The organism is Methylophilus sp. Leaf416 (assembly GCF_001424665.1).
GTDB lineage: Bacteria > Pseudomonadota > Gammaproteobacteria > Burkholderiales > Methylophilaceae > Methylophilus.
The window spans coordinates 470,214-495,777 of the sequence record NZ_LMQS01000001.1 but is presented as its reverse complement, the minus strand read 5'-3'; the positions used below and the strand labels follow the sequence as shown (position 1 = coordinate 495,777).

The 25,564-nt window shown below is 49.1% G+C and carries 21 protein-coding genes; 10 read left to right on the top strand and 11 right to left on the bottom strand.

Annotated features, from left to right (window positions below; genetic code table 11):
• Nucleotides 1-170: 170 nt before the first annotated feature.
• Nucleotides 171-812 (top strand): Crp/Fnr family transcriptional regulator, encoded by a 642-nt coding sequence (locus ASG34_RS02320; protein ID WP_055826048.1) that lies wholly within the window; start codon nt 171-173, stop codon nt 810-812.
• 410 nt (nt 813-1,222) lie between these two features.
• Entirely contained in the window at nt 1,223-1,621 is a 399-nt protein-coding gene (locus tag ASG34_RS02315) for a hypothetical protein (protein ID WP_156376446.1), read from the top strand.
• Between the two features lie 56 nt (nt 1,622-1,677).
• Here the strand turns inward: ASG34_RS02315 and ASG34_RS02310 are convergent, their stop codons facing one another.
• The gene (locus ASG34_RS02310) at nt 1,678-3,774 is read right to left on the bottom strand and encodes a putative bifunctional diguanylate cyclase/phosphodiesterase (protein WP_055826044.1); all 2,097 of its coding nucleotides are present in this window, start codon (nt 3,772-3,774) and stop codon (nt 1,678-1,680) included.
• A gap of 202 nt (nt 3,775-3,976) precedes the next feature.
• On the opposite strand from ASG34_RS02310, the gene ASG34_RS02305 reads away from it, so the two are divergent.
• The 3 genes from ASG34_RS02305 (at nt 3,977) to rluB (ending at nt 7,963) form a co-directional block, all read left to right on the top strand.
• A complete protein-coding gene (locus ASG34_RS02305) occupies nt 3,977-4,984 on the top strand; it encodes a hypothetical protein (protein WP_055826042.1) in 1,008 nt (335 codons plus the stop codon).
• A 26-nt stretch (nt 4,985-5,010) separates the two neighbouring features.
• Nucleotides 5,011-6,696, top strand: a complete 1,686-nt coding sequence (gene recJ / locus ASG34_RS02300; protein ID WP_055826040.1) for a single-stranded-DNA-specific exonuclease RecJ — start codon at nt 5,011-5,013, stop codon at nt 6,694-6,696.
• A 157-nt stretch (nt 6,697-6,853) separates the two neighbouring features.
• On the top strand, nt 6,854-7,963 hold the full coding sequence (gene rluB / locus ASG34_RS02295; protein ID WP_055826038.1) for a 23S rRNA pseudouridine(2605) synthase RluB: 1,110 nt from the start codon (nt 6,854-6,856) through the stop codon (nt 7,961-7,963).
• Nucleotides 7,964-8,076: 113 nt separating this feature from the next.
• On the opposite strand, the gene prmB is transcribed toward rluB, so the two are convergent.
• The 8 genes from prmB to xseA all read right to left on the bottom strand — a co-directional run bounded on the left by prmB (nt 8,077) and on the right by xseA (nt 17,987).
• Nucleotides 8,077-8,979: a 50S ribosomal protein L3 N(5)-glutamine methyltransferase gene (gene prmB / locus ASG34_RS02290; protein WP_055826036.1), complete on the bottom strand. Its 903-nt coding sequence runs from the start codon at nt 8,977-8,979 to the stop codon at nt 8,077-8,079.
• Nucleotides 8,980-8,992: 13 nt separating this feature from the next.
• Entirely contained in the window at nt 8,993-10,132 is a 1,140-nt protein-coding gene (gene dapE / locus ASG34_RS02285; protein WP_055826034.1) for a succinyl-diaminopimelate desuccinylase, read from the bottom strand.
• Between the two features lie 5 nt (nt 10,133-10,137).
• On the bottom strand, nt 10,138-10,491 hold the full coding sequence (locus ASG34_RS02280) for an ArsC family reductase (protein WP_055826032.1): 354 nt from the start codon (nt 10,489-10,491) through the stop codon (nt 10,138-10,140).
• A gap of 89 nt (nt 10,492-10,580) precedes the next feature.
• Entirely contained in the window at nt 10,581-12,653 is a 2,073-nt protein-coding gene (locus ASG34_RS02275) for a bifunctional diguanylate cyclase/phosphodiesterase (RefSeq protein ID WP_055826031.1), read from the bottom strand.
• A 243-nt stretch (nt 12,654-12,896) separates the two neighbouring features.
• Nucleotides 12,897-13,724: a 2,3,4,5-tetrahydropyridine-2,6-dicarboxylate N-succinyltransferase gene (gene dapD, locus ASG34_RS02270; protein WP_055826029.1), complete on the bottom strand. Its 828-nt coding sequence runs from the start codon at nt 13,722-13,724 to the stop codon at nt 12,897-12,899.
• Between the two features lie 104 nt (nt 13,725-13,828).
• Nucleotides 13,829-14,650, bottom strand: coding sequence for a M48 family metallopeptidase (locus ASG34_RS02265; protein ID WP_055827276.1), 822 nt, complete (start codon nt 14,648-14,650; stop codon nt 13,829-13,831).
• Between the two features lie 100 nt (nt 14,651-14,750).
• Nucleotides 14,751-16,634, bottom strand: coding sequence for a potassium transporter Kup (locus ASG34_RS02260; RefSeq protein ID WP_055826027.1), 1,884 nt, complete (start codon nt 16,632-16,634; stop codon nt 14,751-14,753).
• Nucleotides 16,635-16,760: 126 nt separating this feature from the next.
• A complete protein-coding gene (xseA, locus tag ASG34_RS02255) occupies nt 16,761-17,987 on the bottom strand; it encodes an exodeoxyribonuclease VII large subunit (RefSeq protein ID WP_055826025.1) in 1,227 nt (408 codons plus the stop codon).
• 330 nt (nt 17,988-18,317) lie between these two features.
• On the opposite strand from xseA, the gene ASG34_RS02250 reads away from it, so the two are divergent.
• Complete coding sequence (locus ASG34_RS02250) at nt 18,318-19,265, top strand: lytic transglycosylase domain-containing protein (RefSeq protein WP_055826023.1); 948 nt, start codon at nt 18,318-18,320, stop codon at nt 19,263-19,265.
• A gap of 106 nt (nt 19,266-19,371) precedes the next feature.
• Nucleotides 19,372-19,875 (top strand): disulfide bond formation protein B, encoded by a 504-nt coding sequence (locus ASG34_RS02245; RefSeq protein WP_055826021.1) that lies wholly within the window; start codon nt 19,372-19,374, stop codon nt 19,873-19,875.
• A gap of 52 nt (nt 19,876-19,927) precedes the next feature.
• Here ASG34_RS02245 and ASG34_RS02240 read toward each other — a convergent pair whose 3' ends face one another.
• A complete protein-coding gene (locus ASG34_RS02240; RefSeq protein ID WP_235559634.1) occupies nt 19,928-20,935 on the bottom strand; it encodes a hypothetical protein in 1,008 nt (335 codons plus the stop codon).
• A 48-nt stretch (nt 20,936-20,983) separates the two neighbouring features.
• Nucleotides 20,984-22,144 carry a GGDEF domain-containing protein gene (locus tag ASG34_RS02235; RefSeq protein ID WP_055826019.1) on the bottom strand — a complete coding sequence of 387 codons (1,161 nt, stop codon included), beginning with the start codon at nt 22,142-22,144 and terminating at the stop codon, nt 20,984-20,986.
• Between the two features lie 194 nt (nt 22,145-22,338).
• On the opposite strand from ASG34_RS02235, the gene cysM reads away from it, so the two are divergent.
• From cysM to ASG34_RS02220, 3 genes are read left to right on the top strand one after another with little or no spacing between them, the layout of a single operon-like run.
• Nucleotides 22,339-23,232 (top strand): cysteine synthase CysM, encoded by an 894-nt coding sequence (gene cysM / locus ASG34_RS02230; protein ID WP_055826017.1) that lies wholly within the window; start codon nt 22,339-22,341, stop codon nt 23,230-23,232.
• A gap of 23 nt (nt 23,233-23,255) precedes the next feature.
• On the top strand, nt 23,256-25,220 hold the full coding sequence (locus tag ASG34_RS02225) for a hypothetical protein (protein WP_235559633.1): 1,965 nt from the start codon (nt 23,256-23,258) through the stop codon (nt 25,218-25,220).
• Nucleotides 25,221-25,269: 49 nt separating this feature from the next.
• Nucleotides 25,270-25,554 carry a hypothetical protein gene (locus ASG34_RS02220; protein WP_369814561.1) on the top strand — a complete coding sequence of 95 codons (285 nt, stop codon included), beginning with the start codon at nt 25,270-25,272 and terminating at the stop codon, nt 25,552-25,554.
• The last annotated feature ends 10 nt before the right edge of the window (nt 25,555-25,564 follow it).

The window sequence follows — 25,564 nt, the reverse complement described above, 5'->3', positions numbered from 1 at the left end:
AAGATGCCGTGACTGTCTAACAGATAAGCATGCCTAAAGCGGGAAGGGATGCTCCGCATGTGTGTAAACGAACATACGTAACATTGCATAGATGTTATTTTTGTTGAATGGAACACGCGCTTACTTGGAACAGGCTAATAAACCAACTAGATCGTCGTTGCCAAAATCGATTGGTAAAGTATGGAGTATGGGTAGAGCTTACGTTAGGACAACAACTCAATGCACCTGGCATTGCCATTGAATACATCTATTTTCCAACTTGCGGAGTCATTGCTTTAATCCTGCAGCACGCGCTGGATAAGCCATTAGCTATTGCCTTGATTGGTAATGAGGGAATGTTAGATATCGCGCCAGCACTTGGTGTTCAGTTTGTGCCGTATTCTGCCATCGTGCTTGCGCAAGGGACGGCACTGCGCATTTCTGTAGAGCATTTGTATGCCCTCAAGTTGAGCAACAAAAACTTCGGTATCTGTCTGGATCGGTATATTGCAGTATTGAATGCGCAACATGCGCAGGCTGCTGTGTGTAATGGCCTGCATAACGTACAGCAACGGCTGGCTCGATTGCTGCTCGCCTATAGTGACCGGCTGCAGACATCGACGCTTACCATCACCCAGGAGCTACTGGCGACTTTGTTGGGAGTGCGCCGGGCAGGCATTAACAATATCGCCAGTAAATTACAGCAAGCTAAAATCGTACATTACAGCCGGGGTCACATTGAGATATTGAACCCGCTGGCATTGCTGCAAAAAGCATGTTATTGCTATGAGATGGATAAGCAAACGTATGAGTCCACAATGATTGCTCATTAAAACTCCAGTTTTAGAATAGCAGTAAATCAGCCTTGAATATTTTCCATCTGAAAAACCGTCTTAAAGTTTGCATCGGGAAAGTTGATGATCCAAACAATAATCAATCGAGTTTGAGATTGGGGAGTTGCTGTGAATGTGTGTCGATTGTGTACGTTATCAGACTGAATTCTTTAATGAGCAATGTAACACTCTGTAATACTATTTGTGGAGAATTGATCATGGCGAAATCGCATTTATCAGGTCAGCACACTCACCGGATTCAAATTCCACCAACGCATGAGGGTCATTCTCTCAAGGTGAGTCGCATGAACACTTCTACGGCGGTTCTTCTAGCCGGTGCTGGTGCGGTGGCGGTCATTGTACCTGTCGCAATCATGTCGCTGATTCTTTTTCTGATAGGTGCCTGATGTATGAAATTATTTCATCAAAGACCTATCGATTTTTGCATGGTATTTTTTGTTTTTCTGTTTCCTGTGCATCATTCCATTTACGCCCAGGCGGCCACCGATAGTGCCAACGTGATCTCTTCAATTTCTCAAAATGGTTTGACAACAGCAAATGCCAAACCGGCTATCGTGGTTTTGCTCAATATGGATGAAGTATTACCTGAGTGTCAGCAGCAGGTGATGAATGCAGCTATTGTGGGTGTACATTACACTGAAAGCGGGATTTCGATTGATTCAATCCGTATTAACAGTGTGGGTAACGAACTGGATATTCCGACAAATATCGGCGAGGAAGCGATATTCACAATTGATGATATTCGCACGCAAGCATCGTTAGAAAGTGCAACAACACTGTTTCTTTGAAACTGACATGAAGCCAAGTCCGTATTGCTCTAAAGCACGCTGCGGATGACGAGTGACTAAGCAATGGTATCAGTCGTGGTGACTGTTTTTTTGGCTGGCTGCGAAGTAGCGATATGGCGGGAAAGTGCCTCACTCAATGGAATCGGCCTGTTGAGGTAAAAACCTTGTGCATAGGCAACGCCCATTTCGTTCAGGCAGTCTAGAGTGGCCTGGTCTTCAACGTATTCAGCTATTGTTTCAATTTCCATGGACTCAGCGACACTTTGAATCGCTTTTGCCATCGCCAGATCCACTTTATTGGTGGTGATATCTTTCACATAAGCGCCATCCATCTTCAGAAAATCGACCGGCAAATGTTTGAGGTAGCTGAAGGAAGACATGCCACTGCCAAAGTCGTCCAGCATAAAGCGCGTGCCCATCAGCTTCAATTCGTTAATCAGTTTGATGGTGTTGTCGATATTAATGATGGCTGAAGTTTCAGTGACTTCAAAACAAACATGACTGGGAGAAACTTCGTAATTGCTGAAACAATTTTTAATATAAGGTAACAGCGTCGGGTCGCCTAAAGACATGCCCGAGAGATTGATGCTGACGATAAATGGTTTGTTGCTGGATTGCGTTTTGAATAAAGGCTGCAAAGCCATAAAAGCATGCTGAATAACCCAGCGATCAATCTTGTTCATCAGTTGATAGCGTTCAGCTGATGGTAAAAATTCTGCAGGCGGGATAATGCCGCCATGTTCATCACGCTTGCGGATCAGAATTTCATAGAACGGCGGCAACTCTTTCTGTTGCATGGGGAAAATCCCCTGGCAATACAGTACGAAATCATTGTGTTCTATTGCCTCATTGATGCGCAATACCCATTCCATCTCCACATGTCGCTTGAGTAACACATCATCTTCAGGATGGAATAAATGTATCTGGTTACGTCCGTTATCTTTAGCCACATAACAGGCGGCATCGGCATGCCGGGTAATCTGGCCTACGTCTTTCAGGTCAGCAGTGACTTCAACGATACCTATGCTGATGCCGGTATGAAACAACCTGCCTTCATGCATAAACCGGAATGATTCCACCATTTGGCGCAATTGAGCGGCGATTTCAATGGCTTTTTCGACCTGGCAATAGCTGAGCAGTAAGCCGAATTCATCACCGCCAAGCCTGGCAAATGTGTCTTCAGCGCGTATGCGTTGACTCAGGATCATGCTGATCTGTCTCAGCATTTCATCGCCGGCAGGATGGCCGCAGGTGTCATTAATGACGCGGAACTGGTCGAGATCCATGTAGCAAAACACATGATCTGCACGGTGCTGCTTAACGTCTTCCAATGCTTGTTGGAGGCGTCTTTCCAATTCCTGGCGATTCACCAGGCCAGTTAATGCATCATGTCGTGCCTGGTAACGTAATTGTGCCTGGGCATCCTGGATACGATGACGCATGTCAGCTTCGACGTGCTGCATCTCTCTCGAGATTTCATTGATCGTTGTTTGCAGCGAATTAATTTCAGGCAGGGTATTTTTCACCTGGCTGATGTGCTGGTTACCTATCACGAAGCGCTTCAGTGCGGCTGTCATCTCGCGAATGGGCTGGCTAATGGAGCGGCTGACCCAATATACCAGTATTGAGCACAGCATCAGCCCTAATGTGATGTAACCTACATTCCTGATAAACGCCTGGCGGTGATCTTCAATCAAAGCTGCTTTATCGATGGCAACAAACACAAAACCCAGCAAGGCATGCTTAGGTTCAGTGGTAAACACTCTCACCATAGTGACGTCATGCGTGGCTTGCTGCATCACGATAGCGTCCTGGCGAGGTAATGAATCACCTACGGTAAACGAAGCACCCAGTTGTGCCAGCGGGCGTTTATCTGCATCCGCAATCATCAGGGAAAGATAAGGTTCGCGATCTAGCTGACTAGCCTTAAGCAGGCGTTCGATATAGGGACGACCATGCAGGTCTGTTTGGTTATGCACAACGGCTGAGAGAAATTTTGCAGTGGTCAGCGCATGCTGGCTCAGTTTTTCTTCATCACGTTGCAGCTGCTCTTTGAAATCCAGCATCAGCAGGGAGCAGGATAAGGTAAATATCGGCGCGATTACTAATAACAATAATCGGGACTGGATACTTAATTGCTGGAAAAATTGCATGGTGACGGGTAATTCGGTTGGTTCAACACGGTGGTGGATGTGCGATGATGATTATCGCATATGGGTATTGCTAATGTCATGACATCCCCTCTTAAATCGTGTATAAGTCCACAAGATACCAACAGTAAATTTTGCGGACCCGCTTAAGCCAGTCTTGCATATAGTTGGCTCGTTTTTGTAAAAAGAGTGTATTTGTTTTTTCATGATACAGCAAATTTATATCACAGATTATCTCTCCGATGCAGCCACTGAAACGGCTGGCCTAGTGCAGTCTCTGACTGGACAGTGCTCCATGCTGTTAAAGGCTGACTGGCAAGTAAGCTCCGCCACACCGCTGGCTGCTTTGTTTTCAGCTTTGCGCGTTAAGGATAAGCTTGTTACGGATAAGGCTTCAGCACCTACATCAATTGTGTCAGCCGTACTGCGCGCAAGCAATGATGCGATGAAAGATACGCCTGTAATGTGCATGCTGCCTGTGCATCTCGGTTTACAGCGGGATACGTTTTCCTTACAAGGTACTATCCAGTTACCTGCTGAAGTTTATGTGTATTTAACCCAGCGATTGCAGCAACATTTTCAAGAAGATTTTATTGTGTGCCCAACACTGGGTCAGCGATTCTGGTGGATACAACCTCTGAGCAAACTGGATGTGCAATCGCCCTGGCCGCAAGACTGTTTATATCAGCAGGCTTTCCAGTGGCAACCGCAAGGTAAGCATGCCTCACTTGTTCGTCAGTGGACGAATGAAATTCAGATGCTGTTGCATCAGCTATCCAGCGAAACTGGTTTAACAGCCTGGCCGGCGCAGCTTAACAGTTTGTGGTTTGCGAGTGTGCCAACGTTGCCGGAATGGCAACATCCACCACAAGTGGTTTATGGCTCGGGTGACGTATTTGATGGCTTATCCGCCTGCCAGCTGCCGGGTGTGAAACAGCTGTCAATGGCTGAAGCACTTGGCCAATCGAATCAGGACGCATTGATGGTGGTTGACCGCGTTGATCAGGTTGACTGGAATGCGCTTAGCAATGCATGGCAAAAAGGACAGTTGTCTCAGCTTGAAATTGTGTTGCCGGTGGCCGAGCGCAGTGTGCGGATCAGCTGTAAAAAAAGCCATCGCTGGCACTTCTGGCGTAAAGCCTACACCCTGGAAAGTTTGTATGCGCATCTGGAAGCCTCACTGCCAACCTCCAAATTACCCGAGGCCATTTAATCGCCTTCGCTCGCGTTTAATCATTTATGAAAATTCAGCAAAGACCATATTCAACAACATCATTTGAGGCCTTGCAGGCGCAAGGCTTGCCTGACTTATTAGCCCGGTTACTGGCTGCCAGGACAGTGTCTGTTGATGACTGGACAATGCAAGACATGCCGCATCTGCTAAAACCACAGGCACTCACGGGTTGTACCGAGATGTCCATAATGCTGGCGGATGCAATACAGGAAAAGAAGCATATCCTGATTATTGGTGACTATGATGCGGATGGTGCCACCGCCACCTGTGTTGCCATGCGTGGCTTAGCGATGATGGGTGCGCAGGTAGATTTTTTGGTACCCAACCGTTTTGAATATGGCTATGGCTTAACGCCGGAAATCGTCGCTTTGGCCGCCAGGCAGCGGCCGGATGTGATTTTAACGGTAGATAATGGTATTGCCAGTATTGACGGTGTACTCGCGGCGAAAGCGCTGGGGATGCAGGTATTGATCACCGATCACCATTTGCCGGCAGAGCAAACACCGGTGGCGGATTGTATCGTGAACCCCAATCAGCGTGGTTGCGATTTTCCCAGCAAGCATTTGGCCGGGGTGGGCGTGATGTTTTATGTGCTGATAGGACTGCGCGCAGAGTTGAAGCAGCGCGGTTTGCTGACTGATGACGCAGTGCATCTTGGCAGTTTGCTCGACCTGGTAGCACTTGGCACGGTAGCTGACCTGGTCAAACTGGATGCCAATAACCGCATCCTGGTGCGGCAGGGCTTAAAACGTATCAGGCAGGGGCAGGCTTGCCCGGGGATTCTGGCAATATTGAAACTGGCGGGCCGTCATCCGGAACAAGTCACTGCGCAAGATTTGGGGTTTTATGTAGGTCCGCGCCTGAATGCTGCCGGCAGGCTGGATGACATGACCATAGGTATTCGTTGCCTGCTGGCAGCCACGCCGCAAGAAGCCATGCAGTACGCACAGCAATTGCATGCGCTGAATGCTGAACGCAAACAAATCGAAGCCGAAATGCAATGGGATGCCATGGCAGACCTGGCGCAGGATTTTCAGGATGAACAATACACGATTAGCGTTTTTCAGCCAGACTGGCACCAAGGCGTCATTGGAATTCTTGCTTCACGCATTAAAGAGCGCTTTCACCGCCCGGTGATTGCATTTGCAGATGCCGGTGACGGCCTGATTAAAGGTTCCGGTCGTTCGATTGCCGGCTTGCATCTGCGTGATGCATTGGACTTGGTGACCAAGTTACACCCTGATTTAATCATCAAGTTTGGTGGCCATGCAATGGCGGCAGGCCTCAGTATACGCGCCGATGATTTTGTCCGTTTCCAGCAGGTTTTTGAGCAGGTAGTACAGCAGTTGATTACTGCAGAAATCCTGCAGCAAGTGCTGGAAACCGACGGTGCCCTGGAAATAGAGGAGATGACCCTGCAAAACGCAGAAATTCTCAGCCATCAGGTGTGGGGTCAGGGCTTTCCGCCGCCTTTGTTTTATGACGACTTTGAAGTAGTTCAACAGCGCATTCTGGGCGAAAAACACCTTAAATTGCGTTTGCAAAAACAGGGCGCACAGTTTGAGGCTATTTATTTCCAGCAGGCTACCTTGTTGCCCGAAAAAGTGACGTTGGCCTATGCATTGCAAATCAACGAATTCAATGGCGCCAGAAACCTGCAATTACAGGTGGTGTATGCCGAGACTTTGTGACCTAATCTCGCACGTATTAGATTTGCCTGCCGTGTGTTGCCCTGCTTGAATGCCGCCAAGCCGGGTTTCAGGTTAAGTTTTCAAATCGGCCAAGATTTAGCCTTAGGGCGAAGCTCTTAAATACGGTAAAATAGAGCCTTCATTCAAGAGGTTAAGCATGGCGCGTCCATTTAAAACACCTAAACCAGGTTCTCCCGCAAAACGTCCGGCCGTTACCCCGCCACCAGTCGTGCAAGAGGAGGGTGAAGATTCGGCTACCCCTGCACGTGCGGGGCATCGCTTGCATAAACTGCTGGCTCTGGCAGGCTTTGGTTCGCGCCGCGATATGGAAACCCTGATAGGTAGCGGCCGCATCACCATCAATGGCCAAGTCGCTGTGGTGGGCGCTACTGTTGATGAGCACGATGTCATCCGTCTTGATAGCCGCATCCTGCATTTGCCGTTTGAACCGGAATTGCCACAAATATTGCTCTACCATAAACCAGAAGGTGAACTGGTCAGCCAGGACGACCCGGAAGGGCGTGCTACCGTATTTGATAAATTACCCAAGATCAAACAGGGTAAATGGATCGCGATTGGCCGCCTGGATATGAATACCAGCGGCTTATTAATATTCACCAACTCGGGCGAACTGGCTAACCACTTCATGCACCCGCGCTATGAAGTTGAACGGGAATATGCGGTACGTATTCTGGGCGAGCTGACTGAAGACCAGATGGCGCAACTGAAACAAGGTATTGAACTGGAAGACGGCCCGGCCAATTTCGAGAGCATTTATGCGACCGGTGGTGAAGGCGTTAACAAATGGTACCAGGTGGTGATCAAAGAAGGCCGTAACCGCGAAGTTCGCCGCCTGTTTGAAGCCTTCCATTTACCGGTCAGCCGCTTGATGCGTGTGCGCTTCGGGCCTATCAATCTACCGCCACGTCTTAAACGCGGTACCATGCTTAAACTGGAACAAAAACAGGTGGTTGGTGTTCTGGAATGGGTGGGATTGCCGGTGCCAAACAAACCGCTGAAGCAGTTAAGCCCGCGTGAAAAAGACCGTGCAACCAGTGTATTTGTGCCGAAAGTGCGCAAACAACGCCGCAGCCTGCTGGAAACAGCGAATGGCGCTGCACCCACTGAAAAACCTGCGCGTCCGGCACCCCCACCAGGTACACGCCGTATTCGCCAGGATTCAGATTTAAAACAGGCTTCGCGCCAGAATGCCCGCGTGAACTCTGGGGCTAAAAAGCGTAGCGATAGGGATCGTGGTCGCGGATAACTGGAATAAAGCCAAGGCTTGCTAAATTGACACTGCGTTAATCGCGGCAGACAAGTTAAAAAGCCTAATTAGTATTTGAAAAAAACCGATTCAGTAAAGCTTAAACAACAGCTTTACTCTGCAAGCAAACCTGCTTCCAGCAAGTCTTCCCTGGTCAGAATAAACACAAACTGGTCTCCGCCGCTGGTATCCAGCCACGTGAATGGCAGATCAGGATAGGCCGCATGCAAGGCATCACGGTTATGACCGATTTCAACTACCAGCACGCCACCATCATTTAAATATTCACTGGCTTGCGTAAGCAGCGTGTGCGTGTGATCCAAACCCGCATCACCACTGCCTAGCGCCAATTGAGGCTCCTGGCGATACTCTGCCGGTAATTCGGCCATGCTTGGTGCATCCACATAAGGCGGATTGCTGATAATAACGTCGTATTTCCTGCCTTTGAGTGCAGTAAACATATCGGACTGCACGGTTTGTACCTGATGCTCCAGGCCATAACGTCCTATATTGATATTACTCACCTCAATTGCATCCGGAGAGATGTCGATCACATCGATATGCGCATTCGGGAAAGCCTCCGCCAGCAACACACCTAAACAGCCTGAGCCGGTGCAAATATCGGCAGCCGATTCCACCATTTCCGGAAACTCTACCCATGGCTGCAAGCCATTTTCAAGCAGTTCGGCAATAAATGAGCGCGGTACAATCACGCGTTCATCGACATAGAACTTATATCCGCGTAACCAGGCTTCGTTGACCAGGTAAGCAGTGGGTGTATGTTCAGTGACACGCTTTTCTATCAATGTTGCGAGATGCTGGCTTTCTTCTGCCGTCAGCCGTGCATCAAGAAAATTATCCAGCGTATCGTGCGGCAGATGCAGTGCGCTCATCACCAGCCAGACAGCTTCGTCATAGCTGTTATCGGTGCCATGACCATAAAAAATATCCGAGTTTTCAAAACGACTGACTGCGTAGCGCAGCCAGTCACGTATGGTTTGTAAAGTGTGTGTCATAGGTTTATTCGGTTTATTTCAGCAGCAATTGCATGGTCCGCTTGTAGGTCTCTTTCAAGGGTTCGATATCCGCTACGCCAACACATTCATTCAGTTTGTGGATAGTGGCGTTTAGCGGGCCGAATTCAATGACTTCCTTGCAGATATCCGCAATAAAGCGACCATCAGAAGTGCCGCCGGTAGTCGACAGTTCCGGAGTGATGCCATAATTCTGCTCGATGGCCTGGCTGATGGCGGCAACCAGCTCACCACGCGGCGTGATGTATGACTGGTTATGTTCCCAGTCCAGAGAATAGTCCAGTTCATGTTTATCCAGGATGGCATGCACACGTGAACGCAAGCTGGTCTCAGAACTACCTTGACCATCGACCTCAGGGCAATAACGGAAATTAAACAGGATTTCGACTTCACCAGGCACCACATTGGTCGCACCGGTGCCGCCATTCATATTCGAAATCTGCCATGAGGTAGGCGGAAAGTATTCATTACCGTTATCCCACACCGTTTCCACCATGTCTTTAATGGCAGGCGCCACCAGGTGAATCGGGTTTTTCACCAGGTGCGGGTAGGCGATATGGCCCTGGATACCTTTAACGATCAATGTGCCGGACAATGAGCCGCGACGGCCATTTTTAATCATGTCGCCCACCAGTTTGTTACTGGTCGGTTCGCCAACGATACAATAGTCAAAAGTCTCACCGCGTGCCTGCAATGCTTCTACTACTTTGACCGTGCCTTCAATGGCAATGGCTTCTTCATCAGAAGTAATCAATAAACCGATAGAACCAGGATGATCCGGATTCTCCGCCACAAATTCTTCAATACTGGTGATAAATGCCGCCAATGAGGTTTTCATGTCGGCCGCCCCGCGCGCATATAGCATGCCATCTTTAATGGTCGGTTCGAAAGGTGGCGTATGCCATTTATCCAGCGGGCCGGTAGGCACCACATCGGTATGGCCGGCAAATACCAGCAATGGGCCGGTAGTGCCGCGGCGGGCATAAAAGTTATCTACTTCGCCAAAACGCATGCGCTCAATCTTGAAACCCAGTGGTTCCAGGCGCGCAATCATGGTTTCCTGGCAGCCGGCATCTTCCGGTGTCAGGGAGCGGCGTTTAAGCAAGTCAATGGCGAGTTCCAGTGTTTTTGACATGATCACTATTCTTTGGCAAAGAGTTGGTTGTAATCGGCTTCGTTAAAACCAAGGGTGAGAATCTGATTGTTATCGACCAGTACCGGGCGTTTAATCACTGAGGTTTTCTCCTGCATTAGCCGCAATGCACTGGCTGTATCTACCACGGCATTTTTCTCGGTGTCACTCAGGTTGCGCCAGGTCACGCCACTGCGGTTGACCAGTTTTTCCCAGGGTTGCTGGGTTAGCCATTGTTGCCCGGTGGCAGCATCCAGCCCCAGTTTTTTAAAATCGTGAAATTCGTAAGCGACTGCATGCTGATCCAGCCATGCGCGTGCTTTTTTGACAGTGCTGCAATTGGGGATGCCGTAAAGTTTCATGGCGATAATTCTTGGTCAAAGAAACCATTTTACCAGCCAGCAGCAAAGGTGGAGTAATTAATTCGGCGGGAGAAGGGAGCACTAAAAAACTAAAACAGGCTTTTGGTGATGGATTTCAACTGTAGTTCACTGAACACATCAAACAGGAATTTTTGCTCAACCGGTTTCGAGAACAGGTAACCCTGCATCTGGTCGCAGTTGATGCTGACCAAGGCCTGGCGCTGTTCTTCATCTTCCACACCCTCAGCCACCACGTTCAAGTCCAGCGCATGTGCCAGTTTGACAATCGCTTCCACAATCGATAACGAGATTTTTGAGGCAGCTACACCTTTAGTCAGTGAGCGGTCCAGTTTTACTTCGCTGATCTCCAGATCTTGCAGGTGGGTCAGGCTGAAAGGATGCAAGCCAAAATCGTCTAGCGAGATTTTCAACCCCTGCTTTTTAAAGTGCCGCAATGTTTCTTTAAACTGCGATTGATGATGGATAGCGGTGGTTTCGGACACCTCTAAAATGAGGTTGCGCGCTTCAACCTGATGTTCTTCCAGGATGGCTTGTATATGCGCACTCAGATGCTTGTTCCTGAATTGCTGGTTAGACAAATTCACTGAGATACTCAAATCTATGCCACGCTCCCTGGCCTGGCTGATGGTGTTGCAGGTCTGCGAAATCACCCAGGCATTGATTTCTTCAATCATGCCAAACCGCTCGGCTGCCTCAATAAAGTGAGTGGGTGATAGCAGGCCGCGGGTAGGGTGTTGCCAGCGCAATAAGGCTTCAGCACCATGAACCAGCCGCGTGGCCGCATCTACCTTGGGTTGAAATAACAACCTGAATTCTTGTTCAGTAATGGCTTTTTTCAACTCCACCCGAGTCTGCTGCATTTCGTCAGAAGCCTGCTCAATTTCAGCATCGAAGAAACGGTACTGGTTTTTACCGTTTTCCTTGGCTTTGTACATGGCCGCATCTGCATTCAATTTGAGTTTTTGCAGATTGCCATCCTGCGGATACATGGAAATGCCAATAGAGCAGGAAATCTCAATTACGTGATTTTCAATCACAAAGGTTTCACGCAAGGAATCAATGATGCGCTGAATAACAGTGACTACGCTCTGGTGATTTTCGATTTCGCTGAGTACAGCGATAAATTCGTCACCGCCGGCGCGGGCGACGTAATCACAGTTACGGATAGCGTTACTAATGCGTTTGGAAACCTCGATTAACAGCAGGTCACCGATATGGTGGCCATACTGGTCATTAACCGGCTTGAAGTGGTCCAAGTCAATATATGCCAGTGCCAATGATTCGCCGTTGCGGTCACAGCGCTTGGCATTAATAGCCAGATGCTGGTTGAGTGCATCGCGGTTGGGCAATTGTGTCAGAGGGTCATAAGCCAGGAATTTTTTGTTGGCGCTTTGGGTGTTGCGGAAAGTCAGCTTGCTTTGCGCGAGATCCACATTCCGCTCGTAAAAAATCACCAGGATAAATGAGGTGATAAATAGCAAAACCGGCGCCAGCGTTAATAGCAGTACCAGGTAATTGCCTGCCTGGTCAGTTGGCTGGCCGATAAACATGTTGTTGTGCAGTATGCTCAGGTTAATCGCCGCATGCGAGGCCAGGAAACCTAGCGCGATTTCAACCGAGAACATGACTTTGAGGCGTTGCAATGCTTTGCCTTCGTAACTTTTGATCCACAGCATGGTGACAATCGCGAGGGCAGAAGTCAGGCATGAGAGGAAGAACGCAAATAATGCAGTCCAGGTATCGATACGCGTATTGATTGCGCCAGCGCTGATCTGGTAAAAATATGAAAGCAGGTAGCCACTTAGTGCTGCGGCCAGTGAACCATATAGCAGTTCCCGCAGTGGCAGTTTCTTTTTATTGACGGTACTGAGTAACGACAGTGAAAGCATGTATGCACATAACAGGCTGCCGACGAAGTCGACCGGATGTTCGGCAATTCTGGGGAAATTGTCAGCAGACATTTGATAGCCGCAATGCAACAGGAATACGCCCAGGGCGACAATAATCGCATTTTTCCTGAGCAGGCTGTCATGGTCTTTGGCAGCTACCTTGCGCAGGCGATCTACCAGTTCAAACGCAAAATAGCACCCGACCACACTGAGTGTGAAAAGAATCGGGACAAAAAGATGCGTTGTAGTCATAAATGAGTGATTCACGATTATTTTGATTTTTGGTGTTGTGACACTACTACTTTACTGCTTGTGCTTTATAGCCTGATTAATTTACTGCTACTCTATTTCTCCATCCTCAAATCTCGTCTTCGCCTATGCATTAACGAGAATCACTGTTATAACGACTGGTTGCGCTGATAACTTGAGCTTAAGTTTCTAAGTCTCAGCGCATCGTTCCTGAGACTATTATTTAAGTGATTCCCGCTGCAGAATTTAGATGCCGCGTAGCAATTCGTTGATGCCGACTTTGCTTAATGTTTTGGCATCAACTTTTTTCACGATCACTGCGCAATAAAGGCTGTACTTGCCATCGCTGGAAGGCAGGTTGCCGGAAACGACTACTGACCCGGCTGGTACGCGACCATAATGCACTTCGCCAGTTTCGCGGTCATAGATTTTGGTTGATTGGCCAATATAAACACCCATTGAAATCACACAGTTGTCTTCAACCACTACGCCTTCAACCACTTCAGAGCGTGCACCGACGAAACAGTTGTCGCCAATAATGGTAGGGCCAGCTTGCACTGGTTCCAGCACACCGCCAATACCAACGCCGCCAGACAAATGTACGTTTTTACCGATTTGCGCACATGAACCGACAGTCGCCCAGGTGTCCACCATGGAGCCTTCGCCGACATAGGCGCCGATGTTGACGTATGAAGGCATCAACACAGTATTTTTAGCAATAAATGAGCCTTTGCGCACGATGGCATTTGGCACAACGCGGAAACCGCCAGCTTTAAAATCTTCTTCGGTATAGTCCGCGAATTTCGGGTCCACTTTGTCGAAGTAACGGGTAACGCCATCATCCATCAGGTAGTTATCTTTCAGGCGGAAAGACAGCAGCACGGCTTTTTTCAGCCATTGATGGGTTTCCCATTGCTGGGTGTCGCCGATACGGCTGGCCACGCGCAATTTACCAGCGTCGAGGTCATCAAGAATGGAAGCAACAGTTTGCTTGATTTCTGCAGATGCATTTGCAGGGTTGATGTTGGCGCGGTCTTCAAAAGCCGCCTCGATAATACTTAGACGTGGATCCATGATGTTCTCTAAATGATAGGGAGGAGTAAAACCCGAAATTTTAACCTAATTTCGGGGTTTTAGTGCTGATTGAATGTGGCAGGCTTATCCCAAGCCGGGGGAAGTTATTTAGACTTCGCCGCCAGGTAGAGTGGCATGACTTTAGGAGTCAGCGCCTGCAAATCCTTAATGCGATTTTCGCTGGAAGGGTGGGTACTTAAAAATTCTGGTGGCGCTTCTTTATTAGCCGCCATCATTTTTTTCCATAAACTTACCGCCGCTTCCGGGTTGTAGCCAGCGCGGGCTGCCAGCTCCAGTCCCATACGGTCAGCTTCGCGCTCCTGCTCCCTGCCATTTGGCATGGAGAACAGTAATTGGCTGCCAAGCCCGGCACCCTGTGCCGCCATATTACCGGCGGTACCGCCCACTACGGTAGCCAGCGCCTGCAAGCCAAATTGCTGTATATAAGCTTGCGACATACGTTCACGACCGTGTTCACGCAGGGCGTGGGCAATTTCGTGGCCGATCACTGCGGCTAATTCATCATCAGTTGCTTTGAGTTTTTCAGCCAGGCCAGAGAACACCATGATTTTGCCGCCAGGCATACAGTAGGCGTTCAGCTGGTCATTTTTTTCGACGTTCACTTCCCATTTCCATTGCGCCGCATCCGGGCGGAAAACACCTACCTGCGCAATCAGCCGGTTGGAGATAGTGGTGACACGCGTCAATAGCGCCTTGTCAGCATTGAGGGTGTTATTTTTCTTCGCTACCTGCAAAGTTTCTGTGTATGACTGCGAGGACATTTGGTTCACGGTACTTGTCGGCAACAGCAGCAGCTGGCTGCGCTGCACGCCGGATACGCTGTTATTCGTGGTGCTGGCACAAGCGGAAAGCATGGCACACAAAATGGCGATGGAAGTTGTTTTGATCGATGTGGTTGTTATCATGGACATTAAAGTTTTTCCTTTCTCGGTACCGGAATACACCCAGACTGGATACGGGTTATTTTTTATAACATTCTAGTGTGACACAGTCATGTTGACCAACTTAAATTTTTACTTGTGACCCCAATTCAACCACCCGGTTAGGCGGTAATTTGAACTGGTTGGTAATGGTTTCTGCCGTCCTGAACAAACCAATAAATATTTTTTTGCGCCAGAAGGCCATGCCTGGCTTGTCAGACACAATCAGACTTTCTTTACCAACGAAGAAAGAGGTGTCCATGGCATCCAGTATCAAACCTTGTGCTTCGGTCAATGCCAGGTCACGCGGCAAATCCGGTTCATCCATGTAGCCATAGCGGATGGTGACGCGATAAAACCCAAAGTCCAGATTCTCAACCAATACGCGTTCTTCCCTGTTGGTGTAAGGGTAATCTTCAAAACGTACTGTCAAAATCACGACGCTGTCATGCAATACCTTGTTGTGTTTCAGGTTGTGTAACAGTGCATGCGGCACACCGTCCGGGTTAGGTGTCATGAATACACCGGCGCCGTTGACGCGTGCAGGCGGGTGCGCACCTATCGCTTTAATAAACGGTACCAGCTCCATCGATTCTGATTTGAGGGTACTGTATAACAAAGCGCGGCCGGTTTTCCATGTGCGCATCAGGGTGAAGATGATCAGACCCATCAACAGCGGCACCCAGCCACCATCAGGAATTTTCAGGATGTTGGCGGTAAAGAAAGACAGATCAATGACCAGGAACAGTGAAATCAGGCAGGCGGTTTTGAACTTGCTCCACCCCCACAAATGATGGAAAACCACTGCTGCCAGCAGGGTGGTAATCACCATGTCGCCAGTCACGGCAATGCCGTAAGCAGCAGCCAGGTCACCGGAACTGCCAAAAATCAGTACCAGCCCCATGGTCGCAATCATCAAGCCCCAGTTTACCCTCGGCATATAGACCTGGCCTTCGGTTTGTTCAGAGGTATGCGCAACGTGCATGCGCGGGATAAAGCCAAGCTGCAAGGCCTGGCGGGAGACAGAGAATGCGCCCGTGATCACGGCTTGTGAGGCAATCACTGTGGCCAGGGTCGCCAGGATAATCAGTGGGAAAAGAGCCCAGTCGGGGGCAAGGTGATAAAACGGGTTCTGGATAGAGTCAGGTTCGGAAAGAATCAATGCGCCCTGGCCGAAGTAGTTGCAGATTAAGGCAGGCAATACGAATAGGAACCAGGCCAATCGTATCGGTTTGCGGCCAAAGTGCCCCATATCGGCATATAGTGCTTCGGCACCTGTGACCGCCAGTACTACCGCACCTAAGGCAATAAACGCAATCTTGGGTTGGGTACTAAAAAACAGGAAAGCGTAATAAGGACTCAGTGCTTTGAGAATTTCGGGGTGATGACTAATGTTAATTGCGCCTAAAATACCCAGCACCGCAAACCATGTCAGCATGATAGGGCCAAAAAACGCGCCCATCACCGCGGTGCCTTTACTCTGCGCCCAAAACAGTAAAAACAGGACCAGCAAGGTGATGGGGACTATCCAGTTATCCAGTTGCGGGGCGGCGACTTCCAGGCCTTCGACTGCGGATAATACTGAAATCGCCGGGGTAATCATGCCATCTGCATAAAACATGCAGGCGCCGATAATACCCAGCATCATAATGCGCTTTCTTTGCTCCGGTTCACCACCTGCATAGCGGCTGGCAAGGGATAGCAAGGCCATGATCCCGCCTTCACCGCGGTTATCCGCCCGCATGATAAAGGCTACATATTTGAAGGAAACAATGAGCAGGAGTGCCCAGGTTATTAACGATAAAATACCGTAAACGTTATCTTGTGTGAGTAGTAATGGGTGATGACCTACCGCAAATACTTCTTTCATCGTGTAGAGGGGGCTGGTTCCGATATCACCAAATACGACCCCGAGGGCGGCAAGTGCCATGGTATGCAATGCCGCAGGCTGACTTTTTGTATTGTCCATTGTGTGAACTACGTAAAGCAAACGTTTATTATCTGTCAATTTGACAGCTTAACCAATGACTTTTGCAGCCGCGCCTGTGTGCCCTGTGTTAAGAGTTTGTAAATTTTTCAATTATCCGCAAGGTAATCAGGATTGCTGATCTGGCTGGTGGATCTCGGTAACCACCACTTCTGCCGATCCATTGTATAAAGTGACATGCAAGGGTTCCTGCGAAGTCAGTTGCCGGGAATCTGTGACTGCATGACCATCCGTTTTTTGCACAATGGCATAGCCACGCGCCAGTACCTGATGCGGATTCAGCTGTTGCAGGCTGGTCGAAAAATGGTCCAGCCGCCGTAATTGTTTATTCAAAAGATGTTGCATGGCTAATTGCAAACGGTGTTGCCATTGCTCCAGGGATTGCTTTTGCTGCTGTAACTGCTGCGCCGGTGAAATCATCCTGCGCGATAAATAATCCAGCGTTTGTGCCTGTTTTTGCAACAGGGATTGCATGGCTCGCATCAGTCTTTGTTGTAATTGGGAAACCTGTAAACGCAATTGCGACTGATCCGGGCAGGCCAGTTCTGCCGCCGCGGTAGGCGTGGCAGCACGCAAATCAGCGACAAAGTCAGCAATGGTGAAATCGGTTTCATGGCCCACGCCGCTGATGGTCGGCAGGCGGCAATCGGCAATTGCTCGCGCTACGACTTCTTCGTTAAATGACCATAAATCTTCAATACTCCCGCCGCCACGGCAAATCAGTAGCGTATCAACTTCTTGTCGCTGATCGGCCAGGCGGATGGCATTCGCAATCAGCTCGGCCGAGCCTTTGCCTTGCACTGGCGTCGGGTAAACGATTACCGCAATGCCAGGGTGGCGTCGGCGTATCGCCGTGATCACATCGCGCAACGCCGCTGCATCGGGAGAAGTAACGACGCCGATGGTATGCGGGTCGCCGGGGATAAGTTGCTTGCGAGACTGGTCAAATAAGCCCTCGGCCTGCAAGCGCTGTTTTAGTTGCTCATAAGCTTCGTACAAGCGCCCTAAACCGGCCGGTTGCATGAACTCGATGGTCAGCTGGAAATCACCACGCGCTTCATACAGTGTCACCGTTGCGCGCGCTTCTATCGAATCACCTTCGCGCGGCATGCTTTCCACCAGGCTGTTGCGCCCTTTAAACATCACGCAACGGACTTGTGCTTTGGCATCCTTGAGCGAAAAGTACCAGTGACCACTGGCCGCACGGGTGAAATTGGAAATTTCGCCACTGACCCAGAACAACGGAAAACTGGTCTCGAGTAATTCTTTAGTTAAACGCGTCAGGTCACTGACACTCAAGAGTTGCTTGGAAGACGTCGATAACAAACTAGCCATAGGCCTACATTATCCAACAGCTGATTGCAGTTTGGCTATTTTTCTATAAAACCGGCAAGGTTTTCAGTACACCACCAGCCATTTAGAAATTATAAAAACAAATTTTAATCATGTTTTTCGCACTCTTTAACAAATGTAGTTGGCACTTTGTCAGCTCCTCGAGGTCTTTTAAAGAGTGGGGCATTGCGATATTTAATATGGTGTCAAACAATGCGAGCTAGCCAAAACACAAATTCCTATTCTCTATATAAATTCATTTTGCTTACGACTAAGACCTGGTTTACAACCTGGTTGGTGATAGCTTTTTTTGCGCTATGGTCGTTGGCGTCTATGGCGGATGACGAGGCTGTCGTCAGCCAGCCTGGTATAAGTGAGCCTGCGATTGATGAAGCTGCTACATCCCAACCTGCGAAAGAGATTGAAGTAGATGATATGCCAGCAGTCATTGAGCCAAACACCACTTATACCCGTGAGCAGTCAAAAATGCAGAATGATGCTTACAAGCAATTTATCAAGCTGCAAATCAGCCTCGCTTCAGGTACTAAAAATGCCTTGGGCCTTGGCAGTTATGAGCAAGCCTACACGCATTATTGTGCGCTCGCGGGCGAGGCGCGCGACCCGGATGCACAATTTGCCATGGGTTGGTTATACAGCACTGGCAAAGGTGTGGAAGTGAATCATGATATTGCGGCACGCTTTTTTAGTTTGGCGGCCATACAAGGACATAGGGAGGCCAGGGAATGGCTGGATAAAGAGCCGGGCAATGCCGAACTGGCAAAACTGCCAGCATGTATGCATGCGCATGAAAATTCTGCGGCACAAGTGTTGTACCGCAAACGTGGCCCGGTCTATCAGTTAGTGAAAAAGCATGCTCCCAAGTATGGTGTAGATGTTGACCTGGCGATGGCGGTAATCGCAGTGGAGTCTGGCTTTAACCCGAAAGCGACTTCACGCAAGAAGGCGCAGGGCTTGATGCAATTATTGCCGGACACGCAGGCCAGGTTCCATGTTAAAGATGCTTATGACCCTGAACAGAATATCAAAGGCGGGCTTTCATATTTACGCTGGCTAATCGGCCATTTTAAAGGTGATGTCGAGTTGGTGACTGCAGCCTACAACGCGGGCGAAAATGCCGTGCAACGGCATAAAGGTATTCCGCCATATCCTGAAACACGTGATTATGTGAAACGGGTTGCTCACTACTATAAAAAGAAACATCACGAGGTCAGGCAAAAGTCAGCCATGCGCGAGAGTGATGCAATATCTGCCGCATCCTGATGCCAGCTTCAAACATTCATCAAAGTCAGGCCCATGTCTACATCAGCAGCCGCATTAGCGCTTAATCCATTACAATTCAATTTTATTCAATGCGCAGGAGCAGGCAATGTGTCAATGGTTTAAGGGTAAAGGCGGTTACGTGTTAGGGTTTCTGGCCTGTTTCGGGATAGTCGCGCTGGCGTTGGCAATCCAGGTGCATTACAACCTCGAACCTTGTCCACTGTGTATTTCACAGCGCATTATTTTTATGAGTTTAGGCGTGCTGTTTTTACTGCATGCATTTCTACCGCCCAAATCCTGGTTAAGTTCCGGTCTGGCAGTGGTTGAGGTATTGACTGCTTTGGGCGGCGTGGGCGTGGCGATTCGTCACTGGTGGTTGCAAGTACATAAAGACGAAATCATTGCCGACTGCGGCGTGGGGTTTGATTATATGTTTGAAAACTTCCCGCTGAAGAAAGCCTTGACGCTGGTGTTTCGTGGTACCGGTGATTGTGCCGCGATTGACTGGACTTTCCTTGGTCTGACCTTGCCGCAACTGGGGCTGATCAGCTTTTTAGCTTTTGGCACGTATGCAGTGTTCCTGTTCCGTGCGAGACGTTGCAGTCGTTAATGATTATTCTGCTGGCGGCATAGAAAAAGGCGCTTTTAAAGCGCCTTTTTCATTAATAATGAGATGTTGTTTTTTCCAGCATGGCAGATTGCCTGGATATCGTCTCATGCCATTCCTGAAACTGGCTTTCGCATGATTGCTCAGCCAACTGCGGAAGCATGTCATTTGGGATGCTGGCAGCGCGTAGTCTGGCTGTTTCGCGTTTTACGCAACCCAGGTATTTGGCCTTGGCGTAAATCTCTTCAGTTTGCATGCTTGCAATCGCCTGATCAGCCTGATTGAGCGATTTGCATACTGGGCCTTGCTGGCTGCTCCAGCTGTAGCTGGCATTCTTCGGCATATGAATCACGCTGGCAATATCTTCGCCGCGTTTATGTATCCAGTTCTCCAGAATCTCATTACCGCAACTTTCATTCTGGCAGCGCATGACATTCTTCAACAACCATGCCGCCTGTTTGGTCATGCGGTCTTCCGCAATACCGCAGTTATGGATCACATCATGCGAGCGCGACATATATAACTTGTAATTGGCACGCCAGCTGCCATGACTGGCACACGCTACTTTACGTAACGGGTTCGTCATTGCACACTGTTCGCTGGTAGCAGGCATGCTTAACAAACGCTCTGGCGCACGATTGCCGACCTTGCGGCATGCCAGTGAAATCGCTTGCCCGTAAGACTGGGTATATCCCCAGAATGACAATCTGGCCTGGGAGGATTCAGCGCTGCTCTTTAACGCGTTATCATTTTTCCAGTCCAGTGTTTCTGAAGTCATAGTGGATTTATGAAACACCACTTCACGTTCTGCTTCTATCGAAAATTCGCTGCACGATGCCTGCACGTATTTGGTAGTGATGGTGTCATCATGATCGTCCGCCCTTAATTTGAAGCGGATCATATCGTCGAGCTGGCCGACTTGCAGAGAGTCCAGGTCCACGGACACAGTCAGGAATTTTTCGCGGCCCTGAACCGCTTGCCATTGCTCCGCGTATAAATCAGGGCTTAGTAGTATCAACTGCAAGAAAACGACTAAAACAAGGGCAGGGAATCTAAACATCATAAATAAAACTAAATCCGGAGTTGTCAGGTACTTTTTTCCAACAGCGCATTAGCCTAACTCAGCCGAATATACATTGTTACGCCCGGCCTGTTTGGCTTCATACAGCGCATTGTCAGCGCGGTGCAGCAAGTGTGAGAGTGTATCACCGGCTTGCATCGCGGCAACCCCCGCGCTGATGGTGATTGACTCTATCTCGCTAATATTGAGTAAATGTATTTGTTTGCGCATCTTTTCAGCCAGTTGAGAGGCTTGCTTGAGTGACGTGCGAGGCGCATACACAATCAGCTCATCACCACCCCAGCGCACGACAATATCCGAAATCCGGCTATGTTGTTTAATGCATGCTGCCACGTTCTTCAGCACCTTATCACCCAGCACATGCCCATAGGTGTCGTTGATTTTTTTAAAATTATCGATATCGATCAATATCAGCGCATCAGGCGTTTTGCCACGCGCAGCGGGAGAGTATTCGGCAAATACTGTCTCGAAGTGGTGACGATTGCTCAAGCCGGTTAAATGATCCGTGCTGGAAAGTCTGGTCAGGTTTTCTTTTTCTTTCTCCAGCGCCGAATTCACGGCCGCCAGCTGTTCGGTGCGTTGCTTAACCAGGGCTTCCAGATCCGTATTTAACGCTTTCAGGTAGTTGGTTTGTGTTTCGCGCAGGCTTTCATAGTTATGAATAATAAAAAACTGGGCCAGCATGTAAAACCCCAGGCTGAGAATATCCAGGTTATTGAATTCCGAAGGGAACATTCCTGTTAAATGATTGCCCACCACCAGAGCTAGTATGATTGCCAGCATCGAATACCCCGCTTTGCGACCTTTGAGGTAAAAAGCGGAAGCCAGTACCAGCAATAGCAGACCGCTTCGAGTTGGATTGCCGTTGGCGAGAAAAAACACGATCAGAAATTGTACGAAACATAGCCAGAGGGCAATGCTCGCAATTAATTCAACCAGTTTATGGTGGCGGTGCAGTATCCATAGCAGGATAAAAGCGATACAGGAGAATAAAAGGTCGACTTTGCCGAGAAACGGATTGGTATTCCAGCGGATCACGCTCATTGCAAGGGAAACAAGGCCAGCAAAGGTGAAAACGTTATTGAGGAAAATAACCTTGTAACGAACGTTAACCGTATCGGTTAATTTCGGAAAAAGCTGGATCGGAAGTAACATGACGACAAGCACTCGGCTAAGCCACTTTTTCAACATCCGTTTTTCCTCGGCAATTATTGTTTTTGTGATGCGGTCAGTTTATGTAAAATGCGTACTTCACCAGCTAACTCAGTAACAATATGGGAATTTTACATATATTAAGCTGGCGAGTGTATTAAATTATTCCTCAAATTTGAAATGTTGGATGACGGTTGATTCCGGGTCCGGAACACAATCTCTGTCAGTCTGTGATGAAACCATATAAAACTTTAGATGACTTTGTCGGCAATACGCCGTTGGTCGCCTTGCAACGCATGAACCCGAATGAGAGCAATACCATTTTGCTCAAGCTCGAAGGCAATAATCCGGCCGGATCGGTGAAGGATAGGCCTGCCTACAGCATGATTCTGCGTGCCGAACAACGCGGCGATATCAAGCCTGGCGACACCCTGATTGAAGCGACCAGTGGCAACACCGGCATCGCACTGGCGATGGTGGCGGCCATGCGTGGTTATAAAATGGTGTTGGTAATGCCGGAAAACCAGTCCGTTGAACGCCGCCAAAGCATGAAAGCCTATGGTGCTGAGCTGGTGCTGACGCCTAAAGACGGCAGCATGGAGCTGGCGCGTGATGTCGCGATGAAGCTGCAGGCAGAAGGCGAAGGCATTGTGCTGGACCAGTTTGGTAATTCGGATAATCCGCTCGCGCATTATGAAGGCACCGGGCCGGAAATCTGGCGTGATACTGAGGGTAAAGTCACGCATTTTGTTTCCAGCATGGGTACTACCGGTACCATCATGGGTACCTCAAAATTTCTTAAAGAGCAGAATCCTGCCATCCAGATCATCGGTGTGCAACCGGAAGATGGCGCACAGATTCCCGGTATCCGCAAATGGCCGGAAGCCTACATGCCTACCATTTTTGATGCCAAACGCGTCGATGAGCTGCGTTACGTCAGCCAGAAACATGCGGAAGATACCACGCGCAAACTGGCGCATAAAGAAGGTATTTTTGCCGGTATTTCCAGCGGCGGGGCTCTATACAGTGCGCTACAACTTTCCAAAGAAGTCGATAACGCTGTGATTGTCGCCATCGTATGCGACCGCGGTGACCGTTACCTGTCGACCGGAGTTTTCCCAGACTGATGCGCATCTGGTGCCTGAGCCTGATGTTATGGTCAGCACAGGCCTGTGCCATCAGCCAAATTAGCTTAAGCGCAGACAGTATCAGCAGCGACCTGTTTCGACTCGATAAACCCAATGCCGTCTTGGATTTACGCAGCAAACAACAGGTTAAAATCAATGCCCAACGCCTGACACTGGGTGATGCCAAACTGGATAAACCGAATATCTCACTCGATATCAGCCAGCGCCCGACCTTGCTGATTACTTCCGATCAACTGCAAATGGAGCCATACCAGGTCAGGCATCCACGCATTTTCCTGGATTACCGGCAGAAGGTCCTGCAACCCACTTTGTCCCTGGATGCTGAAGTTAAAGCATTGCATGACGCAGTGTGGGGCAAGTTTCACCTTCATTGTCTGGTCCCAGCACAAGCGGCTACGCAAACCTGGCGTTGCGAAGATGGCTTGTATCAAGATATCCGTTCCAACATCCCATTTGAGTTGCTGGTGACACCGACCTGGAAATCGGTTGGTAAAAGCGGTGAAATGGCAAGGGGCGTAGACCTGGAGTTATCAGTAAACCAGGCAAAGTTCAGTGATGCAGAAGGCTTGCATGCGGCGGATAAACTTACCGGCAAGGTCAGTCTTTCTGCGCATGAACAAGCGGGTGGCTGGCGCTGGCAGGGTATTTTCGATTGGCAGCAGGGTGAATTATTCTGGCAACCGTTTTATTTTGCCGATGGCAACAAGCGCTTTGAAATCAAAGGGTTTTACCGGCAGCCTTATCTTGATGTCGAGCAAGCGACCCTTAACTTACCTGGCGTAGGTACATTGCACAGCCAGAGCCGCGTCAACCTGGTCAGCAAAGAATTCGATTTATTAAAGGTCGATGCCAGTGATGTTGATTTTAACGGCGTTTACCAGGCATTCATCCAGCCATTGATCCCCGATTCGGCATTTGGTCACCTGAAAGTTTCCGGCAAAGCTGACTGGTCTTTTGAAGCCAAAGGATTGCAGCCATTAAAATTTCACCTGAATATTACCGATGCGAGCCTCGAAGACCAGCTCGGCAAATTTGGCTTTAGCCATTTTAATGCCAATATCCCGTGGGATTATGAGCAACCAACACAGATAGCCATGGGTTACCAGTCCGGTCATGTTTTAAAAGTCCCGCTGGGGCCCACCAGCTGGTGGGCTGAGGTGAACCGTTATTCGATCACTTCACCCAGCCTGAAGTTGCCGATACTGGATGGTGCGCTGGAGTTTCAGGATCTTTCCGCTGCCTGGATCAATCAAAGCATGGTCTGGCATGTGAGAATGGATATGCAGCCTATCAGCATGTCACAGTTCAGTCAGTCGCTGGACTGGCCGACCATGCGTGGCCAGATAACCGGGTCGGTGCCCTTAATCACCTATGCCAACCACGAATTGCGCATGACAGGCGATATGCAGTTTAAATTGTTTAATGGCATGGTCGGTATGTCTGACCTGGATATTGATGACCCCTTAGGTGCAGTACCAAAGCTGCACGCCAACTTCACCATGCGCGATATAGACCTGGGTGAAATTACGCGTACATTTAATTTTGGCTCGATTACCGGCAAGCTGGAAGGCGATATCAGGCACTTGCGTTTGCAAAACTGGAAGCCGGTATATATGGATGCTGTCATTCAGACTGCCGATGGACCGTTTGAGAAGAAGATATCGCAGCGTGCTGTTGAGAATATTACCGCACTGGGTGGGGAAGGCACGGCTGCAGCCTTGCAACGCACTTTCCTGCGGTTCTTTAAAGAATTTGGCTACGAGAAAATTGGCTTGCGCTGTGAATTGCGTGGTGATATCTGCAAAATGGGTGGGGTGGAAGCGATTCCCGATGGCTTTGTGATTGTCAAAGGCAAAGGTGCGCCTTCGGTCAATGTGAACGGGTACACCAGGTATGTCAGCTGGAAAGATGTGCTGGCACGCATGCAGCGGGTAACGGATAGTAATAGTAAAATCATTATCGACTAGAACTTGTTTAACTGATTAAAACAAGCGGAATTTTGTGAAAGGAACCAGATTGAAACTCGCTTTTGCTAAACCATACCGGCATTGGGTAAATGGATGTTTACTGGCAGTTGCCGCGTGCGGATTGACCGCTTGCGTCACGATCAATATCTACTTTCCTGCCGCGGCGGCTGAAAAAGCAGCCGATAAAGTGATCGACGAAATCTGGCAAACACCTGCTGGCCAAGCTCCTTCGCATAATCCGGATAAGGCGCCCAACCCAACCCCTAAAGAAAGCAATGTCCCTGCAGCCACACCAGCAGTGACACTATCAGTTAATCAGGAGTCTGCACCATGAGTTCAATCAT